The sequence below is a fragment of the Cryobacterium inferilacus genome, assembly GCF_019599185.1.
Lineage (GTDB): Bacteria > Actinomycetota > Actinomycetes > Actinomycetales > Microbacteriaceae > Cryobacterium > Cryobacterium inferilacus.
Genome location: NZ_JAIEUL010000005.1, coordinates 113183 through 132038 on the forward strand (window position 1 = coordinate 113183; position 18856 = coordinate 132038).

Sequence of the window (18856 nt, forward strand, 5' to 3'; positions counted from 1 at the left end):
TCTATCTGTTTTTGGATTTTTTAGTCCGGGTGGATTTTGAGGAAGACGCCGCTGTGTTCCAGTCCGCGCACCAGTCTAGTGACCGGCACGCCGGAGCGCTCAGGACTGAAGTCCCGTTCACCGCGGGATCAGGCGTCGTTCACTCGCCCAGCGGTTTGAAGACGAGGTCGGCGGCACCGAGCGTGTCGACGCCCACGAACGCGAAGCGGCCGTAGCCGGCGGCTCCGGCGCGTTCGAGGAGCGCCTTGAGATTCTTGGTGCGCTTCTCCAGGCGCACCCGGAGGCCCTCGGCCACCAGCGAGGCTTTGAGGGCCACCAGAGCGGCCGGGTCGGCGTCCTTCTCGTGCACCAGCACCACGGCCTGGTCGCTCTCTCCGTCGGAGTCGGCCAGGAGGTCGACGATGCGTTCGAAGCCGATCGAGAATCCGCAGGCGGGCACGTCGGTGCCGAGGAACCGGCCGATCATGCCGTCGTAGCGGCCGCCGCCGCCGAGGGAGTAGCCCAGGTCGGGGTGCTTGATCTCGAAGATGGTGCCGGTGTAGTAACCCATTCCCCGCACCAGGGTGGGGTCGAACTCGAGGGTGACTCCAGGCAGGGCGGCACGCAGGGCGAGCAGGTCGGCGTAGGCCGCCTCATCGAGCCAGGCCGGCGCATCCGCCTGGTCTGGCCAGCCGGCGTCGGCGAACCCGGCGAGGGTGTCGGGGAGGCCCGTTGTGTCGATGTCGAGCCGGTCGAGTTCGGCCACAACGCCCTCGACACCGATCTTGTCGAGCTTGTCGAGGGTGATCAGGGCCCGTTCGGTGAGGTTCTCGGCCACACCCCAGCTGGCGAGCATGGTGGCGAGGATGCGGCGATCGTTGATGCGCACGGAGCAGCCGGCCAAGCCCAGGTTGTCCAGGGCGGCGACGGTCGCGGTGATCAGTTCGATCTCGGCCAGGGGCCCGGCCTCGCCGATGATGTCGATGTCGCACTGCATGAACTGGCGGTAGCGGCCCTTCTGCGGGCGTTCGGCGCGCCAGACCGGGGCAATCTGGATGGAGCGGAACACCGTGGGCAGCTCGGCCCGGTGGCTGGCGTAGAACCGGGCCAGCGGCACTGTGAGGTCGAAGCGCAGGCCCAGGTCGGCCAGCGAGAGCAGGTCGTCGGCCTCGGCCGCGGCCACCAGGTCGGCCGGAGCGAGCCCGCGCTTGAGCACGGCGAAACCGAGCTTCTCGTTGTCACCGCCGAGACCGGAGTGCAGCCTCATGCTGTCCTCCATCACGGGCGTCTCGATCTCGTCGAAGCCGTGCGCTGCGAAGCTGGAGCGGATGACGCCCAGCGCCCTCTCGCGGGTGGCCTTGTCGGCCGGGAGGAAGTCGCGCATGCCGCGGGGAGGGGTCACTGCTGTTGCCATGCCCCAATTCTGGCAGGTTGCGCGGTGCCACCCGGCCGCAACTGGTCCCGCTGCGGACAAATGGTCCCGGTGTGCCGGGCGCAATTGTCCGAACGGGCAACAGTTGGCTCAGGGAGAGGACCTAGAGGGCGCCGCCGGCCGCGCCGGGCGCATCCGTGTCGCCGCCGGCGTCGCCGACCTGCTCGCGGGCGATGAAGTTCTCGATGTCGAAGAGGTTGTCCTTGGCACGCTTGGCGATGGTCAGCAGGGTCGACATCGAGGCGACCTCTTCCACCTGCTCCTTGAGGAACCAGAGCATGGCCTGCTCCCCGAGGGCGTCACCGTCGGCGCGCGCGGCCTTGAACAGCGCCTCGATCTGGCCGGTGACCTGCTGTTCCTGCGCGAGCGCCAGCGCGATCGGTTCGACGATGTTCGCGAACCCGTTGATCACGGCGGGGATGCCGGGAATGACGACCTCCAGGCCCCGGTCCAGGCGGTACTGCACGAGCATCATGGCGTGGTTGCGCTCTTCGACCGACTGGCGATAGAAATGCGCGGCCAGCTGGGGCAGGTCCTGGCTGTCGAACCAGGTGGCGATCGCGATGTACTGCTGGGAGGCAGCGAATTCATTGCCGATCTGCTGGGTGAGGAGCGTGTTGAAGGTAGTTTCGGTCATGCAGCGACGTTAGCGGGCCGGGCCGTGGCCCGCTACGCGCCGGAGCCCGCTACGCGCTGGGGAACGCGATGACCCCGGCGTCGGTGGGGTCGGCGTCGCTCTCCTGCTCGCTGCTGCGGATCTCGTCCTGCAGGTCGCGGAGGGCGGTGCGCAGTGCCCGCTCGGAGTCCAGCCCCTGCGCCTTGGCCGCCGACACGATGGCGAGCAGGATCGGGCCGAGCTCGGCCTCACTGTCGATGGGCAGCAGCGCGGGCGGGTCGGTCTCGAGCAGACCGATCTTCTGGGCCCGGCCGATCACCTTGTCGGCCAGCGCCAGCGCGGGCATGCCCTGCGGGATGCCGTCGAGCACGCTGGTGCGGTGCGGCTTCTCCGCGGCCTTGACGTCATCCCAGCCGGCGATCACGTCGTCGGTGGTCGGCGCGATGGTGCGATCCAGGGGCGCATCGCCGAAGACATGCGGATGGCGACCGACCATCTTCGCGGTCATCCTGGCCGCCACGGCCTGGATGTCGAAGTCCTCCCCCGGTGTCTCGGCGGCGATGCTGGCGTGGAAGACGACCTGGTAGAGAACGTCACCGAGTTCCTCGAGCAGGTCGTCGCTGCTGCCGCTCTCGATGGCCTCGATCAGCTCGTGGGTTTCCTCGGTGAGGTACTGCACCAGCGACTCGTGGGTCTGCTCCTTGTCCCAGGGGCAGCCGCTCGGCGCGCGCAGGCGGGCCACGGTGGCGACGAGTTCGTCGAAGGCGGACGGAGCGGCGGCGGATGAGGTGGTCTCTGCGGATTCGGTCACACTCCATCGTAGGCGGCGGGTCTAAACTGAGCGCTGGTGTGCCGGGAAGTCTGGTCGGCGGGCGAAGTGTTTCGCTCCGACCTATGATCAACCCCGTTTTCGTACGGGTGGACAGGACCCACGCATGACCTTCATCCGCTCCGAGCGCTACGCCGCCGGTTTTCTGCTCATCGCCGGCGTACTCGGCCTGATCATGGCCAACCTCTCGTTCGGACCGGCGCTGATCGAGGCGGCCAACGTGCACCTGCACACCGGCCTGTTCGGTCTCGACCTCTCGGCGAAGCACTGGATCAGCGACGGCCTGCTCTCGGTGTTCTTCTTCCTCATCGCCATCGAACTTAAACGCGAACTGGTGATCGGCGACCTGAACAGCTTCGGCAAGGCCGCACTGCCCGCCCTCGCCGCGTTCGGCGGGGTGCTGGTGCCGGCCGGGATCTACCTGTTGCTCACCCAGGGATCTGGGCTCGCCGCCGGCTGGCCGGTGCCGACGGCCACCGACATCGCCTTCGCCCTGGGCGTCCTGGCCGTGTTCGGCCGGGGCATCCCCACCCGGGTGCGGGTGTTCCTGCTGGCCCTGGCCGTGCTCGACGACCTGGTGGCGATCCTGATCATCGCGTTCTTCTTCACCCAGGACCCGCAGTTGCAGTTCATCGGTTTCGCCGCCATCGCCGCCACGCTCTTCGGGCTCACCAGCCGGATGCTCAAGCCCCGTTCCGGCTGGGTGCTCGCCCGCCGGCCCGCCTGGCCGATCATCGTCGCCCTGACCGTGCTCGGCATGGCGACCTGGTACTTCACCTACCTGTCCGGCGTGCACGCCACCATCGCCGGGGTCATCCTGGGTCTGGTGATGGCCCGCGTGCCTGGGGGCCGCACCCGGTACGTGCTCGAGCCCTACTCGAACGCGGTGATCCTGCCGCTGTTCGCCTTCTCGGCGGCGCTGGTCGCGATCCCCCAGGTGAGCCTGGCCGAGCTCAGCCCGGCCTTCTGGGGAATCCTGGTGGCCCTGCCGGTGGGCAAGCTGATCGGCATCACCCTGGCCGGCAGCCTGGGCAGCCTGATCTCCAAACGGCCCAACGGGTCCAGGTCCGGGCTCAAGTTCGTCGACATCGTCATGGTCGCCTGCCTGGGCGGCATCGGCTTCACGGTGTCACTGCTGATGGGCGCGCTCGCGTTCGCCGGCAGCGTCGAGGTGGTCGACGAGGCGACCCTCGCCGTGCTGCTCGGTTCGGGCTTCGCGATCCTCGTCTCGGCCGTGGTGGTCAGTGCGCGGGCACGGCAGTATCGACGGACCGCGGAAACACCGCATCCAGCAGTGCGCCCGTCCACGCTATAAGCGCGGCATCGGTCACCGGTTCACCGTTCACACGCGGCAACGGCACGATCATCGACCCGGCCGCGGCCGAGTACTTGGCGCCGGGGTACATCCGCTGCACCCGCACCTGCATCGAGTCGGCCAGGTCGACCGGGGCGACGCGCAGGTTCGAGCCCATCGCCACGACCTCGCCGAGGCCGGCCTGCTGGGCGTGCCGGCGCAGTCTGGAGACCGCGATGAGGTTGCTGACGGCCTCTGGCGGTTCGCCGTACCGGTCGGTGAGTTCCTCGAGCACGAGGCCGATCTGGTCGTCGGCGGCCGCGGGCCCGCTGGCGCCGGAGAGTTTCTGGTATGCCTCCAGGCGCAGCCGCTCGCTGTCGACGTAGTCCTCGGGGATGTGCGCGTCGACGGGCAGCTCGAGCCGCAACTCGGTCTGGCCCTCTGCGACGTCGCCGCGGAAGGTGGACACGGCCTCGCCGATCATGCGCAGGTACAGGTCGAAGCCGACCCCGGCGATGTGACCGGCCTGCTCACCGCCGAGCAGGTTACCCGCACCGCGGATCTCGAGGTCCTTCAGCGCCACCTGCATGCCGGCGCCGAGTTCGTTGTTGGCCGCGATGGTGGCCAGCCGGTCGTGCGCGATCTCGGAGAGCGGCTTGTTCTCGTCGTAGAGGAAGTACGCGTATGCACGTTCCCTGGCCCGCCCCACCCGGCCGCGCAGCTGGTGCAGCTGGCTGAGGCCGTACTTGTCGGCCCGGTCGATGATGATGGTGTTCGCGTTGGCGATGTCCAGGCCGGTCTCGATGATGGTCGTGGAGACCAGGATGTCGAACTTGTTCTCCCAGAAGTCCACCACCACCTGCTCGAGCTGGGCTTCCGGCAGCTGCCCGTGCGCCACGGCGACCCGAGCCTCCGGCACGAGCTCGGCCAGTTGCGCGGCCACCCGGTTGATGCTCGAGACCCGGTTGTGCACGAAGAAGATCTGGCCCTCCCGCAGCAGCTCCCTGCGGATGGCGGCGGCCACCTGCCGGTCGGAGTACGGCCCGACGAAGGTGAGGATCGGGTGCCGGTCCTCCGGCGGGGTCGCCAGGGTGGACATCTCCCTGATGCCGGTGACGGCCATCTCCAGGGTGCGCGGGATGGGCGTGGCGCTCATGGCGAGGATGTCGACGTTGGTCTTGAGCTTCTTGAGCGCGTCCTTGTGCTCCACGCCGAAGCGCTGCTCCTCATCGATGATGACCAGGCCGAGATCCTTGAAGATCGTGTTCTCTGACAGGAGCCGGTGGGTGCCGATGACCATGTCGACGGTGCCGTCCAGCATCCCGGCGATGGTCTCGCGGGACTCCTTCTCGGTCTGGAACCGGCTGAGCGCGCGCAGGTGGATGGGGAACCCGGCGAAGCGTTCCTGGAAGGTCTCCATGTGCTGGCGCACGAGCAGGGTGGTGGGCACGAGCATCGCCACCTGCTTGCCGTCCTGGATCGCCTTGAACGCGGCGCGCACGGCCACCTCGGTCTTGCCGAAGCCAACGTCGCCGGAGAGCAGCCGGTCCATCGGGATGGGCCGCTCCATGTCGGCCTTGACCTCCTCGATGGTGGTCAGCTGGTCTGGCGTCTCTGCGAACGGGAACGCCTCCTCGAGCTCCCGTTGCCAGGGGGTGTCGGGGCCGAACGCGTGACCCTTGCTGGCCATCCGGGCGGAGTAGAGCTTGACCAGCTCGACGGCGATGTCGCGCACGGCCCTGCGGGCCTTGGTCTTGGCGGCCGACCAGTCGCTGCCGCCCATCTTCGACAGTGCGGGCGCCTCACCGCCGACGTATCGGGAGACCAGGTCGAGCTGGTCGGTGGGCACGTAGAGCTTGTCGCCGGGCTGGCCGCGCTTCGACGGGGCATACTCGAGCACGAGGTATTCGCGGGTGGTCTTGACCGGATGGCGACCGCCACTGGAGACCTCGCGCTGGGTGAGCTCGATGAACCGGCCGATGCCGTGGGTCTGGTGCACGACGTGGTCGCCGGTCTTGAGCTGCAGCGGATCGACGACGTTCTTACGCCGGCTGGCGAGCTTCTTGATCTGCCGGGCGTCGTAGCCGACCGTGCGGCCGTAGAACTCACTCTCGCTGACGAGGGTGAGCTTGAGTTCGGGGATCTCGAAACCGTGCGCGATGGAGGCCTTGAGCAGGTAGGCGATTCCGGGTTCGGGGTCGGCCGGGAACTCCTCGACGATCCGTGCGGGCAGTTCGGCGCCGGCCAGGACGTCGGCGGCCCGCTCGACGAGACCGGCGCCCTGGGCGACGACCGCGACGGTCCAGCCGTCCTTGAGCCGGCCGGAGAGGTGTCCGACGGCGCCCTCGACGTTGCCGGCGAAGCTGGGCACGGCATCACCCTCGACCCGAACGGTGAGCAGTTCATCGATCTCGCGGTGCTCCGGCAGCACCTCGATGTCGGTCGGCGCGGCCTGGAAGGAGCTCAGGGTCCACCAGACCCGCTGGGTGGCGGGGGCGCCGGGCGCGGAGTAGCGCACGGCGTCGCGCAGGGCGCCCAGGGTGAGGAAGTCACCGCTGGCCAGGTCGATGGGCGCCTCGGCGCCGGCGGTGGCGGCATTCCAGGCGGCGGAGAGGAACTCGCGATTGGTCTCGGCGAGGCTGATCGCCCTGGAGGCCACGCGTTCGGGCGAGATCACGGCGACGGCGGCCTGGCTGGGCAGGTAGTGGGTGAGCGGCACGAGCCTGTCCACGAGGGCGGGGGCGAGGCTTTCCATGCCCTCCACCGGGATACCCTCCGCCACCTTGGCGAGGAGTCCGGCGAGGCTGGGGAACTCGTGCTGCATCTCCCTGGCCCGCTGGCGCACGGCCGGGCTGAGCAGCAGTTCGCGGCTCGGCGGCAGGGTCACCGAGGCGATCGGCTCCGGCATGGAGCGCTGGTCTGACACCGCGAAGGCACGGATCTGCTCCACCTCGTCGCCGAAGAACTCGATCCGGTACGGGTGCGCGGCCATGGGCGGGAAGACGTCGAGGATGCCGCCGCGGACGGCGAACTCGCCGCGGCGGGTGACCATGTCCACCCGGGCGTATGCCACGTTGACCAGCTCGACCGAGAGGGCCGCCAGGTCGTGGCCGCGGCCGCCGGCCGTCAGTTCCAATGGCGCGTAGTCGGTGAGGTTGTCGGCCAGAGGCTGCAGGGCGGCGCGCACGGAGGCGACCACGATGAGCGGACGGCGGGTGGCGGCATCCTGTTCCTCCCAGTCGCGCATCCGTCGCAGGGCGTAGAGGCGGCGGCCGACGATCTCGGCGCTGGGGCTGAGCCTCTCGTGCGGCAGGGTCTCCCAGGCCGGGAACTCGACGATCTCGGCGTCGTCGGAGAAGCAGGCCAGATTCTCCCGCAGAGCCTCGGACTCCCGGCCGGTCGCGGTGATGACGAGCAGCGCCCGGCCCAGGTCGCGTCGGTCGCGCTGTTCGAGCAGCCCGGCCAGCAGCGGGGCGCGGAGCCCCTCCGGCAGGGAGAAATCGGCGTCACGGGCCGCGAGGGCGAGGGCGGCATCGAACGAGGCGGCGCGCGAAAGCGCCGGAATTAAACCCTGAAGAATCACCGCACAAGTCTACGGGGGAACGCCTGGGCGAAGGAGCCTCAGGCGGGTGGCGCGTGGAACTTCTGCTGCGCGGCGGTGACACCGTCCGTGATGATCAGCTCGATGGCATCCGCCGCATCTTCGAGCATGATCGGCAGGGTGGCGCGCTCGGCGCTCGTGTAGTCGTGCAGCACGAAGTCGGCGGCGTTCTGCCGGCCCGGCGGGCGGCCGATGCCCATGCGGATGCGGGTGAACTCGTTGCTGCCGGTGGCGGCGATGATGTCGCGCACCCCGTTGTGGCCGCCGTGCCCGCCGCCCACCTTGATCTTCAGGGTGTCGAAGGGGAGGTCGAGCTCATCGTGCACGACGATGAGCCGGGACACGTCGAGCGAGTAGAACCGCAGCAGGCCCGCGACGGGGCCGCCGGAGAGGTTCATGAAGCTGTTCGGCTTGGCCAGAATCAGCTTGGGGCCGCCGGGACCGGTTCGGCCCTCGGCGACGGCGGCGTTCGCCTTGTGGTTCTTGAAATTCGCGCGCAGTCGGTCGGCGAGCACGGCCGTGACCATGTGGCCGACATTGTGGCGGTTACCGGCGTAGCCGGGCCCGGGGTTACCGAGCCCGACTACGAGCCAGAGATTCTCGTCCAGGGGGTTCCTTTACAAAAGTGTCTGTCCGGTGGAGGGGGGAGGCTACTCGGCGGCAGCGTCCTCGGCGGGAGCGTCTTCGCCCTCGACGGTCTCCTCTTCCTCTTCTTCCTCGACCGGCAGGTGCACGCCGATGACGACCATCTCGGGGTCGGAGATGAGCGACGCGCCGGCGGGCAGCGTGAACTCGCTGGCGTGCACGAGGGCGCCGTCTTCGAGGCCTTCGACGTCGAAGCTGACGCTCTGCGGGATGTTGGTGGCTTCGACCTCGAGCAGCAGGGTCTTGGCGTCGAGGTCGGCGGTGGTGCCGGGGGCGGGCTCGCCGACGACGTGCACGGCGACCTCGACCTGGACCTTCTCACCCTTGCGGATGACGATGAGGTCGAGGTGCTCGATGATCTGGCGGACCGGGTCCTTCTGCACGTCCTTGACCAGGGTCAGGTGCGTGGTGCCCTCGACGTCGAGCTCGAGCACGGCGTTCGCACGACGCAGCAGCAGGCCGATCTCGTGGGCGGGCAGCGCCACGTGCACGGGATCGGTGCCGTGGCCGTAGATGACGGCGGGGATCTTGCCCAGCACGCGCAGCTTGCGGGCCGCACCCTTGCCGAAGCTGTTGCGCGCGTCGGCGCTGATCTTGTTGTTGCTGTTGGCCTCGGCCATGGTGTGTCTCCTTGCGGGCGAAAAGCGCCCGGATGTTGGTGGCGCGGGCGGAAAGCCCACGCATGGATACTGATTCAACTCGAACGCATGTCAGCGTGAGGAAAGACCGGGGAGGACTTTTCACCGCGTCGATCACGGATTCGCCGTTGCGCGGTTGCCCGTGCTCCGCGAATCCCTCGCCGAAGTTCAACTCACCACTCTAGCGGACCCGCCCGCTCGGCGCACGACGATAGTGTGACGGACATGCCGTCGAGCCTGCACACCCGAGTGACCGAGAGCGTCGGACGGTCCATCGTCGACGGTGTCGTGCCCGCCGGCGCCGTGATGCTCTCCGACGAGATCGAACGCCGCCAGGGCGTCAGCCGGTCGGTGGTGCGCGAGGCCATCCGGGTGCTCGCATCGATCGGGTTGGTGGAGTCGGTCAAGCGGGTCGGTATCCGGGTGCTGCCGCAGTCGCACTGGAACGCCTACGATCCCACGCTCATCCGCTGGCGGCTGCTCGGGCCTGGCAAGGGGGAACAGCTCCGCTCACTGACCGAGTTGCGCGCGGCGGTGGAGCCGATGGCCGCCGAACTGGCCGCCCGGCACGCCCCGCAGCCGATGTCGGCCGAGATCCTGAACCTGGCGGCACGGATGCGCACCGTGGGCCGTAGCGGTGACCTGCCCCTGTTCCTGGAGCTGGACATCCGTTTTCACAGCCTGGTGCTGCACGGCTCGGGCAACGAGATGTTCGCCACGCTCGACGCCGCGATCGGCGCGGTGTTGTCGGGCCGCACCGACCTGGGCCTGATGCCCACCCACCCGCATGAGACGGCTCTGCAGTGGCACGTCGATGTGGCGGATGCGATCCAGGGCGGCCACCCGCAGAAGGCGCGCGACTCGATGGAGCTGATCATGCGCCGCACGATCGCCGAGGTGGAGTCGACCTGGGCCGACACCCCCCGACTGTTCTTCTGAGCCGTTAGCCCTCGACGGCGTCGACGAAGCGGAGCAGCACCTTGCCGGAGACGGCGGAGTCCCGCGCGACTGCGAAGGCCTCGAGGGCGTCTGCGGCGTCGAACTCGTGGGTCACCACCGGGTCGACGAACAACGACCCGTCGGTCAGGGCCGCCAGCACCTCGTCGATCTCGTCGTTGAACCTGAACGAGCCGAGCAGTTCGAGCTCGCGGGTGATCGCCAGCGCGATCAGCGCCGGCTGCTCGCCGACGGGCAGCAGCCCCACCATGACGACCCGGCCGCCGCGCGCGGCACCGCGGAAGGCCGAGGCCAGGCCGCGCGGGCTGCCGGAGGACTCGAAGACCACATCGGCGGCCACCGCCGCGATACCGTCGGCATCGGTGGCGACCAGCGTGCGGGTCGCGCCGAGTCGCGCCGCGGTTCGCAGCGGCAGGTCGTGCATGTCGGTCGCGATGATCTCGGCCGCACCGGCCCGCTTCGCCACGGCGATGATGAGTGAGCCGATCGGGCCGGCGCCGATCACGAGCACTCGCTTGCCGGCGACGGATCCGGCCCTGGCCACCGCGTGCCACGCCACTGCGGCCGGTTCGACCAGCGCGGCGGCGCGCAGGTCGAGCCCCTCGGGCAGGGCACGGAGCATCCGGGCCGGGAGCGCCACGAACCGGGCGAACGCGCCCTCGGTGTGCGGGAACCTGGCGGCGCTGCCGAGGTAGGTGCAGCCAGGCGACAGGTTGGGGCGGTCCGCCGGATACGGCGAGCCGTCGCCCGGCCCCGGCGTGGCCGGGTGCACGGCCACCCGGGTGCCGGCAGACGGGCCGGAGCCGTCGGCCGCCTGGCGCACGACGGTGCCGACGACCTCGTGACCGAGCAGCATGGGCGCCCTGAGGATGGACTCCCCCGCTGCGCCGTGCTGCCAGTAGTGCAGGTCGGAGCCGCAGATGCCGCCGTAGGCGACCTCCACGAGGGACTCGTCGGCACCGGGAGCCGGCACGACCACCCGGTCGACGCGCAGGTCTCCGGCCGCGTGCGCGACGACGGCCAGGTTTTCGGTGGGTGTCATGTTCGGTGTTCCTTACTTCTCAGACTTCTCAGCTCAGACGACGACGGTCATGCCGCCGTCGATGAAGATGACCTGACCGTTGACGAACGCGGATGCGTCGCTGGCCAGCCACAGGGCCGGTCCGACGAGGTCGGCGGTCGTGCCCCAGCGGTGCGCGGGCGTGCGGCCTAGGATCCACTGGTTGAAGGTGTCGTCGTCGACCAGCTTCTGGGTCATCTCGGTGTGGATGTAGCCGGGTGCGATGGCGTTGATGGTGAGGCCGTGCCCTGCCCACTCTGCCGTCATGGCTCGAGTGAGGTTGCGGATGCCGCCCTTCGACGTGGTGTAGGCGCCGATGGTGGGCCGGGCCAGGTCGGTCTGCACCGAGGCCACGTTGATGATGGTGCCGACGCCGCGCTCGATCATGCCGCGGGCGGCGGTGCGGCCGACCAGGAACGCGCTGGTGAGATTGGTCGTCAGCACGCGTTCCCAGTCGGCGAGGGCGAGGTCGAGCAGTGGCACGCGGTGCTGGATCCCCGCGTTGTTGACCAGGATGCGCAGCGGCCCGACCTCCTCCTCTATCCAGGCGATCCCCGCAACGACAGCAGCCTCACCCGTCACGTCGAAGGCACGAGCGAAGACCCGCTCTGCCCCGAACCTCGCGGTGAACTCGGCCTGGGTGGCCGCCAGCCGCTCGGGGTCGACACCGTTGAGCACCACGACGGCGCCCGCCTCGGCGAACCCCTCCGCGATGGAACGGCCGATCCCGCGGCTGGAGCCGGTGACCAGGGCCACCCGTCCGGAGATGTCGAACTGGCTGGGTGTCTGCTGCGCTGTCATGGGGATTTCCGTTCTAGAAGGTGCTGGCGACGAGGTAGATCGCCAGGGCGATCACGAAGCCGACGACGGCGATGAGCGCCTGGCCCACGGTCCAGGTCTTCAGCGTGGTCTTGGTGTCCATCTCGAAGAACCGGCTGACCAGCCAGAAGCCGGAGTCGTTGACGTGACCGGCGAAGACGGATCCCGCGGCGAGGCTGAGGACGATCGCGGCCAGCTGCACCGGGTTGAAGTCCGGGTTGTTGAGCACGACCGGCTGCACCAGGGCGGCAGCGGTGGTGAGGGCGACGGTGGCCGAACCCTGCGCAACGCGCACGATCGCAGCGATGACGAAGCCGGCCACGATGACCGGCAGGCCGATCGCGTCGAGGGACTCGGCGATGGCGTTGCCGATACCACTGGCGCGGAGCACGCCACCGAACATGCCACCGGCGCCGGTGATCAGGATGACGGAGGACACCGGGCCCAGCGCGCTGTCGACGACGTTCTCGATCAGGCTGGAGGACTTCCGCTTCTGCCAGCCGAGCAGGATCATGCCGAGGAATACGGTGATGAGCAGGGCGACGGGGGTTTCACCCAGCGTGCGCAGCACCTGCACCCAGGTGTCGTCGAGCGAGACCAGTCCGGCGGTCGCGGCCATGTTGAGGCCGGTGTTGAGGAAGATCAGGCCGAGCGGGAGAAGCAGCAGGGTGAGGATGGTGCCGAGCTTGGGCGAGGAGGCGAAGTCGTCGAAGTCGCCGGTGCTGCCGCGCAGGATGCTGGGAACGGGCAGGTTGTACTTGCGGCCGACGTAGCCGCCGAAGAGGTGTCCAACGAGGTACCAGGCGGGCAGTGCGACGACGAGACCGAAGATCAGCACGAGTCCGACGTCGGCGCCGAGCAGGCCGGTGGCGGCGACGGGGCCCGGGTGCGGCGGCACGAAGATGTGCATGACCGAGAACGCCACGGCGGAGGGGAAGGCGTAGAGCAGGAAGGAACCGCCGAGTCGACGGGCCACGGCGAAGATGATCGGTAGCATGACGACCAGACCGGCGTCGAAGAAGATCGGGAAACCGAACATCAGCGATGCGACAGCCAGGGCCAGGGGCGCCCGACGCTCACCGAACCGGAAGATCAGGGCATCCGTGAGCACCTTGGCACCGCCGCTGGTCTCGAGCATGCGGCCGAGCATGGCGCCGAGGCCCACGAGCAGGGCCACGCTGGCCAGGGTGCCGCCGAAGCCGGTGAGCAGGGTCGGCATCAACTGCGCGGTGGGGATGCCGGTGGCGATGGCGGTGAGCAGGCTCACCAGGATCAGCGCCAGGAAGGCGTGCACCTTGAACTTCATGATCAAGACGAGCAGGAGCAGGATGGCGCCGACGGCGACTCCCAGCAGGGCGGGGGTGGAGAGCACCCAGTTCAGTTCAAGGTCGGTCATCGTCGTCCGTTGCTTTCTGTGATTGCACCGACGATCTCGTCGGGGGTCATGGTGAGGGAAACGCGGAGGCCAGCCTCGCTGGCCGCCAGGGGTTCCAGGGTCGCGAACTGCGAGTCCAGGAGGTTGGTCGGCATGTATTCGTGATTGCGGTGGGAGAGACGGTCGGCGACGATGGCCTGGTCGCCGAAAAGTTCGGCGAAGACCAGTCCCGGTACGATGCTGCGCATCAGGTCCCGGTAGCTCAGCTTGAGTGCCGAGCAGGCCACGACGGTGCTCTCCCCCGCGGTCTGGGCATCCGCCATCGTCTGCGCGATGCGCGTGAGCCAGGGCAGCCGGTCGGCGTCGGTGAGCGGATGCCCTGAGGCCATCTTCGCCTTCGCGTCGGCACTGTGCAGGTCGTCACCGTCGATGAAGCGCAGGCCCTGCTTCTCGGCCAGCAGCCGGCCGACGGTGGACTTGCCGGAGCCCTGCACGCCCATGACGACCAGCGGCGGGATGGTGGGTGCGGGGAGAGCGGGAGGGTTCGTCGTCATTGATGCTCCACTTCGTTGTCAGACGCGTCATTACATCGGATTATTTCGTGGAAGTCACTCAATAAATCTGATTTCAGGTCGAGACACTATCAGTTATGTCTGCTTTGTCAAAGCCATTTCCCGGAACGCTGCTGAGGCGCATCTGGCGCGCGGTCAGGCCGGCGATGTTACGCCCCGCGGCCCGTCGACCGCTCGCCGGGCGGAGCCGGCCGCTCGATGCGACTACCCTAGAAAGTGGTCAAAGCTCACAGACCCGAAGGAGAACACGTGTCAGAAACCGGTTCAGCACAGGCAAACATCGGCGTGGTCGGACTGGCGGTGATGGGCTCCAACCTCGCCCGCAACCTCGCCAGCCGCGACGGCAACACCGTGGCCGTCTACAACCGTTCGCCCGAACGCACCCGCCTGCTCACGGATGAGCACCCCGAGGCCGGCTTCGTGGCATCCGAAACCATCGAGGACTTCGTCGCCTCGCTCAAGACCCCCCGCACCGCGATCATCATGGTGCAGGCCGGTAAGGGCACCGACGCCGTGATCAGCCAGCTGACCGAGCTGTTCGAGCCCGGCGACATCATCGTCGACGGCGGCAACGCCCTGTTCACCGACACCCTGCGCCGCGAGAAGACCGTGCGCGAGACCGGCATCAACTTCGTCGGCGCCGGTATCTCCGGTGGCGAAGAAGGCGCTCTCAAGGGCCCGAGCATCATGCCGGGCGGCTCCGCAGAGGCCTACGTCACCCTCGGCCCGATCCTCGAGTCGATTGCCGCGGTCGTCGACGGCGAGCCCTGCGTGACCCACGTCGGCACCGATGGCGCCGGCCATTTCGTCAAGATGATCCACAACGGCATCGAGTACGCCGACATGCAGCTCATCGGCGAGGCGTACGACCTCATCCGTCGCGGCACCGGCAAGACCCCGGCCGAGATCTCCGAGATCTTCACCGAGTGGAACAAGGGCGAACTCGAGAGCTACCTCATCGAGATCACCGCCGAGGTCCTCAAGCAGGTCGACGCGGAGACCGGCAAGCCGCTCGTCGACGTGATCGTCGACCAAGCCGGCAGCAAGGGCACCGGCGTCTGGACCGTGCAGACCGCGCTCGACCTCGGCATCCCCGTCTCCGGCATCGCCGAGGCCGTGTTCGCCCGGTCCGTCTCCTCCAAGCCCGCGCAGCGTGCCGCTGCCGCCGCCCTGCCCGGCCCGACCGCCAACCCCGTCGAAGACGTGGACGGCTTCATCGAGGGTGTGCGCCAGGCGCTGTACGCATCCAAGGTCATCGCCTACTCGCAGGGCTTCGACGCCATCGTCGCCGGCGCCGAGGAGTACAACTGGGACATCAAGAAGGGCGAGATCGCGAAGATCTGGCGCGGCGGCTGCATCATCCGCGCCCGCTTCCTCAACCGCATCACCGAGGCCTACACCGAGAACCCCGGGCTCGTCTCGCTGGTCACCGCCCCGTTCTTCACCGATGTCGTCGCCACGGCCCAGGACTCCTGGCGCAATGTCGTCGCCGACGCTGCCCACGCGGGCATCCCGGCGCCGGTGTTCGCCTCGTCCCTGGCCTACTACGACAGCCTGCGCGCCGACCGCCTGCCCGCTGCCCTCACCCAGGGCCAGCGTGACTTCTTCGGTGCGCACACCTACAAGCGCGTCGACAAGGACGGCACCTTCCACACGCTGTGGTCCGGCGACCGGTCCGAGATCGCCACGGAGGGCTCCTCGCACTAGAGCCTGCTCACCCGCACGACCCGCCCGGCAACTGTTGCCCGTGCGGACATTTGCGCCCGGTACGCCGGGACCATTTGTCCGCACGGGCAACAGTTCTCTGGTCACCCGGCCTGGATCGGCGCGGCTGGGACACCTCCGGTCAGCGGATGACCGGCAGCCCGGCCTCGACCAGGAGGCGCTGGAGCCTCCCCCGGTCGGTCAGCTCCGTCCAGCCCCAGCGCACCACCCTGAAGCCTTCGGCGCGGAGATGGTCCTCGCGCATCTTCTCCTCGTACACAACCTCGCCGGGACTCCGCCCGCGCAGGAACTCCTCCTTGAGGTACTTGCCCTTCCCGTCGAACTCCCCGATCACCCGGTGCGTCGGCCATTCCACGTCGGTGAAGTACCACCCGCCCCTGGGGTTGGCATGCCGGGTCTGCAGCTCGGGGTCGGGAAAGCCCAGTTCGAAGATGGCGACCCGGCTGAGCGACTCCCCCGGGTTGTCGGCGTTGGGCCGCGCGAAGTCGATGGCGCGCTGCGCCTTGGTGCTGCCGCGCACCGACCCACACCGGGCCAACAGCTCGCACAATTCGTCTGGGTAGACGAGCACCTCCGGTGTGGCCCGTCGAGGATTCATGGCGTGGTCGAGCGCGACGACGGCATTCTCGAAGGTCGTCGTTCGGGCCAGGTCGAGCAGGGTGCGCACCGGTCTGGTCACCAGCACTCCGTCGAGTTCGACGACGTCGGCCCAGTCGAACGCGGTGCGATGCACGAACACACCGTTCTTGCTGCGCACCCGCGATGCCGGCACGGCGAGCACGTGCACGTCCCGGGGCCAGGCGCCGCTCAGCGGGATGCCCCAGAGCGCCGCAGCGGACTGGTGGCTGACCACGGGGTCGTGCCGTCTGGTCTCGACGACTGCACGGATCTGGTCGACGTAGCGGTCCCTGGCGGTCAGCCCGCCCCAGCGCTCGGCCGTCGTGAAGACCCCGCGGCGCAAGCGTGTCCCCTGGCCGTGATCGACCGATCGGCGGAAGGTCCGGGCGTCGGTGTCGGTCACTCCGATGCTCTTCACGAGGAACAGGCCCGTTCGGGGATCCAGCCGGTCATCAGTCATGCGGCAACAATCGCATCCGTTGTCTCACCGGTACCCAGCCCACGCGCGCCGGTGCAGAGCCGCCCGTCGCCCGTGCTGTGGAGGAGCCGCACCTCCACCCGCTATCTGTTACCGCTGCGGACAAGTGCACCCGGTGTGCCGGGACCACTTGTCCGCTTGGGAAACAGTTAGCGCGGGGCGGGGGCCGAGGGAGCGGCGGGGGCGGCGGGGCGGCGGAGGGCGCGGGCGATCAGGCCCAGGGCGAGCCAGGCTGCGGCGGCGACGACGCCAGGCCAGGGCAGGGTCACGGCCAGGAGCAGGCAGCCGGCCACACCGAGGTATTGCACCCAGCGGGGCAGCCAGCGCTGCTCACGCGGCTGCCGGAGCGCGGCCAGGTGCGCGATGGCGTAGTAGACCAGTACCGCGCAGGCCGAGAAGCCCACTAGCTGGGCGGGATCCAGCAGCAGAACGCCGATGATCGCCACGAGGCCCATGCTCACCTCGGCGACCACCGGGCTCCGCCGGGTCGGCGAGATGCGCGCGAGCGCGCCGGGCAGGTCGCCCTCCCTGGCCATCGCCAGCCCGGTGCGGCTGAGACCGGCGAGGATGCCCGCCAGCGACCCCAGGCAGGCGAGCGCCGCCAGCACCCTGGCGATGCCTGTCCACGGTTCGGCGCCGCCCACGAGGTCGGCCAGCGGCGAGACCGACGCCGCCAGAGACGCCGGTGAGAGCACGACCACGCAGAGCACCCCGATCACCCCGTAGACGACCAGGGTGAGGGCCAGCGCGGTCACGATCGCCCGCGGCAGCGTACGGCGCGGGTCACGCACCTCCTCCCCCAGGGTCGCCATCCGGGCGTAGCCGGCGAAGGCGAAGAACAACAGGCCGGCCGACTGCAGGATGCCCGCCCAGCCGCCGTCGAACAGCGTCGCCGGGTCGAACGCGGCGGTTCGGGTGCCGCCTGCGAGCCCCGCGCCCACCGTGACCATCAACGCGAGCAGCCCGCCGAGCACGAGGAACACCACCACGGCGCTGAGCCTGGCGGTGCTGCGGATCCCGGCGAGGTTGACGCCACCAAGGGCGAGCAGCGCGAGCAGGGCCACCGCACGGGCCTGCTCCGGCCAGAGGTACCCGCCCAGGATCAGGGCGATGGCACCGGCGGACGCCGTCTTGCCGGCCAGGAACAGCCACCCGGCCGAGAACCCCCACCACGGACCGAGGGTGGCCCGCCCGAACGCGTACGCTCCCCCGGAGACGGGATGGCTCATCGCCAGTTGCGCGGAGCTCAGGGCGTTCAGTGAGGCCAGGAGCCCGGCGATGACCAGCCCGATGAGCAGGCCGGAGCCGGCCGCGGCCGCCGCCGGAGCCCAGACGTAGAACACGCCGGCGCCGATCATGGCGGCCAACCCCACCACCGTCGCCCCGGCGGTGCCCAGGTGCCGGGTGAGGGTGTCGTGGCGATCCGGCCCGCCCGTGGAAGTCATGCAGCCAGAGTAGGGCCACAAGGTGAACAGTCTGATTTACTGGAGGGCACCCATGAGCGATTTCCACCCCGAACTCTCCGGTTACGAACCGACGGACTCCACCCGGCCCCTGCGCGGCCGCCGGACGGTGCTACTGATGCGCGTCACGGTCATCCTGGGTCTCATCGCCCTGCTCGTACCCGGGGTGCTGACCACCCTGAGCATCGCGTCGGCCACGGCCGCCCGTGCCTGCGCGGCCGCGGTGTCGCGCTACTACCCGCTGTCGGAGGGCATCGACGCGAGATTCGAGCTGGTCGGCGCCGGTGGTTTCGGGTGGCAGTGTTACGCGATCGACCAGAACGAACGGCAGACCTTCGTGCTGCCGCTTGGCATCATCCCCGGACCGTTCCGGCCGCCGGCCACCAGCGTCTCGTGACCCGCGGACCCGCCTTCACGTTCACAACGACCCTGTGGAACACGGAGAGCATGAACTCGTGGGTGTTCGTCTCGGTGCCCGATGACGAGTCCGCGGAGATCCGCGAGCTCACCGACGGCCTGCGGGTCGGGTTCGGTTCCCAACGGGTCCTGGTGCAGATCAACGACTCCCGCTGGGCCACCTCGATCTTCCCCGAGAGCGCCACAGGCCGGTTCGTCCTGCCGGTGAAGAAAGCCATCCGCCGGGCCGAAGGCCTCGATGTGGGCGGCACGGCCACCGTCACCGTCGAGCTCGTGCTCTGACACGCAGAAGGCCGGCCCGAGAACGGGACCGGCCAACCGAGAAAGACGAGCGGATG

Annotated in this window: 17 protein-coding genes; 5 read left to right on the top strand and 12 right to left on the bottom strand. The window is 69.1% G+C overall.

Annotation, left to right across the window (positions count from 1 at the left end; translation table 11 throughout):
• Positions 1 to 139: 139 nt before the first annotated feature.
• The 3 genes from hisS to K2F54_RS06640 form a co-directional block, all read right to left on the bottom strand.
• Positions 140 to 1393: a histidine--tRNA ligase gene (hisS, locus tag K2F54_RS06630; protein WP_220605065.1), complete on the bottom strand. Its 1254-nt coding sequence runs from the start codon at positions 1391 to 1393 to the stop codon at positions 140 to 142.
• Between the two features lie 121 nt (positions 1394 to 1514).
• Complete coding sequence (locus tag K2F54_RS06635) at positions 1515 to 2048, bottom strand: ferritin (RefSeq protein ID WP_220605066.1); 534 nt, start codon at positions 2046 to 2048, stop codon at positions 1515 to 1517.
• 49 nt (positions 2049 to 2097) lie between these two features.
• On the bottom strand, positions 2098 to 2838 hold the full coding sequence (locus K2F54_RS06640; protein WP_220605067.1) for a nucleoside triphosphate pyrophosphohydrolase: 741 nt from the start codon (positions 2836 to 2838) through the stop codon (positions 2098 to 2100).
• A 124-nt stretch (positions 2839 to 2962) separates the two neighbouring features.
• Here K2F54_RS06640 and K2F54_RS06645 point away from each other — a divergent pair, with 124 nt between their 5' ends.
• Positions 2963 to 4171 (top strand): Na+/H+ antiporter NhaA, encoded by a 1209-nt coding sequence (locus K2F54_RS06645; protein ID WP_220605068.1) that lies wholly within the window; start codon positions 2963 to 2965, stop codon positions 4169 to 4171.
• On the opposite strand, the gene mfd is transcribed toward K2F54_RS06645, so the two are convergent.
• The 3 genes from mfd to K2F54_RS06660 are packed head-to-tail and all read right to left on the bottom strand — an operon-like array spanning position 4098 to position 9016.
• Positions 4098 to 7733, bottom strand: coding sequence for a transcription-repair coupling factor (gene mfd, locus K2F54_RS06650; RefSeq protein ID WP_220605069.1), 3636 nt, complete (start codon positions 7731 to 7733; stop codon positions 4098 to 4100). The genes K2F54_RS06645 and mfd overlap by 74 nt on opposite strands.
• A 38-nt stretch (positions 7734 to 7771) precedes the next feature.
• Entirely contained in the window at positions 7772 to 8359 is a 588-nt protein-coding gene (gene pth, locus K2F54_RS06655; RefSeq protein ID WP_220605159.1) for an aminoacyl-tRNA hydrolase, read from the bottom strand.
• Between the two features lie 42 nt (positions 8360 to 8401).
• Complete coding sequence (locus K2F54_RS06660) at positions 8402 to 9016, bottom strand: 50S ribosomal protein L25/general stress protein Ctc (RefSeq protein ID WP_220605070.1); 615 nt, start codon at positions 9014 to 9016, stop codon at positions 8402 to 8404.
• A 243-nt stretch (positions 9017 to 9259) separates the two neighbouring features.
• Between K2F54_RS06660 and K2F54_RS06665 the strand changes: the two genes are divergently transcribed.
• Positions 9260 to 9973 (top strand): FadR/GntR family transcriptional regulator, encoded by a 714-nt coding sequence (locus K2F54_RS06665; RefSeq protein WP_220605071.1) that lies wholly within the window; start codon positions 9260 to 9262, stop codon positions 9971 to 9973.
• A 4-nt stretch (positions 9974 to 9977) separates the two neighbouring features.
• On the opposite strand, the gene K2F54_RS06670 is transcribed toward K2F54_RS06665, so the two are convergent.
• Genes K2F54_RS06670 through K2F54_RS06685 form a run of 4 tightly spaced genes read right to left on the bottom strand, consistent with a single transcriptional unit; the run spans position 9978 to position 13799 of the window.
• Positions 9978 to 11033 carry an L-idonate 5-dehydrogenase gene (locus K2F54_RS06670; protein ID WP_220605072.1) on the bottom strand — a complete coding sequence of 352 codons (1056 nt, stop codon included), beginning with the start codon at positions 11031 to 11033 and terminating at the stop codon, positions 9978 to 9980.
• Between the two features lie 33 nt (positions 11034 to 11066).
• Complete coding sequence (locus tag K2F54_RS06675; protein ID WP_220605073.1) at positions 11067 to 11852, bottom strand: SDR family oxidoreductase; 786 nt, start codon at positions 11850 to 11852, stop codon at positions 11067 to 11069.
• A gap of 13 nt (positions 11853 to 11865) precedes the next feature.
• The gene (locus K2F54_RS06680) at positions 11866 to 13266 is read right to left on the bottom strand and encodes a GntP family permease (protein WP_220605074.1); all 1401 of its coding nucleotides are present in this window, start codon (positions 13264 to 13266) and stop codon (positions 11866 to 11868) included.
• Positions 13263 to 13799 carry a gluconokinase gene (locus K2F54_RS06685; protein WP_255576787.1) on the bottom strand — a complete coding sequence of 179 codons (537 nt, stop codon included), beginning with the start codon at positions 13797 to 13799 and terminating at the stop codon, positions 13263 to 13265. The genes K2F54_RS06680 and K2F54_RS06685 overlap by 4 nt, the downstream gene beginning before the upstream one ends.
• 321 nt (positions 13800 to 14120) lie before the next feature.
• Here K2F54_RS06685 and gndA point away from each other — a divergent pair, with 321 nt between their 5' ends.
• On the top strand, positions 14121 to 15524 hold the full coding sequence (gndA, locus tag K2F54_RS06690) for an NADP-dependent phosphogluconate dehydrogenase (protein WP_374107273.1): 1404 nt from the start codon (positions 14121 to 14123) through the stop codon (positions 15522 to 15524).
• A 139-nt stretch (positions 15525 to 15663) separates the two neighbouring features.
• Here the strand turns inward: gndA and K2F54_RS06695 are convergent, their stop codons facing one another.
• Together K2F54_RS06695 and K2F54_RS06700 are read right to left on the bottom strand one after the other, a co-directional pair.
• Positions 15664 to 16620: a type IV toxin-antitoxin system AbiEi family antitoxin domain-containing protein gene (locus K2F54_RS06695; protein WP_220605076.1), complete on the bottom strand. Its 957-nt coding sequence runs from the start codon at positions 16618 to 16620 to the stop codon at positions 15664 to 15666.
• Positions 16621 to 16787: 167 nt separating this feature from the next.
• Positions 16788 to 18083 carry an APC family permease gene (locus K2F54_RS06700; protein WP_220605077.1) on the bottom strand — a complete coding sequence of 432 codons (1296 nt, stop codon included), beginning with the start codon at positions 18081 to 18083 and terminating at the stop codon, positions 16788 to 16790.
• Positions 18084 to 18135: 52 nt separating this feature from the next.
• Here K2F54_RS06700 and K2F54_RS06705 point away from each other — a divergent pair, with 52 nt between their 5' ends.
• Together K2F54_RS06705 and K2F54_RS06710 are read left to right on the top strand one after the other, a co-directional pair.
• On the top strand, positions 18136 to 18498 hold the full coding sequence (locus tag K2F54_RS06705) for a hypothetical protein (protein ID WP_220605078.1): 363 nt from the start codon (positions 18136 to 18138) through the stop codon (positions 18496 to 18498).
• On the top strand, positions 18495 to 18800 hold the full coding sequence (locus tag K2F54_RS06710) for a DUF1905 domain-containing protein (RefSeq protein ID WP_308287549.1): 306 nt from the start codon (positions 18495 to 18497) through the stop codon (positions 18798 to 18800). The genes K2F54_RS06705 and K2F54_RS06710 overlap by 4 nt, the downstream gene beginning before the upstream one ends.
• Positions 18801 to 18856: the final 56 nt, after the last annotated feature.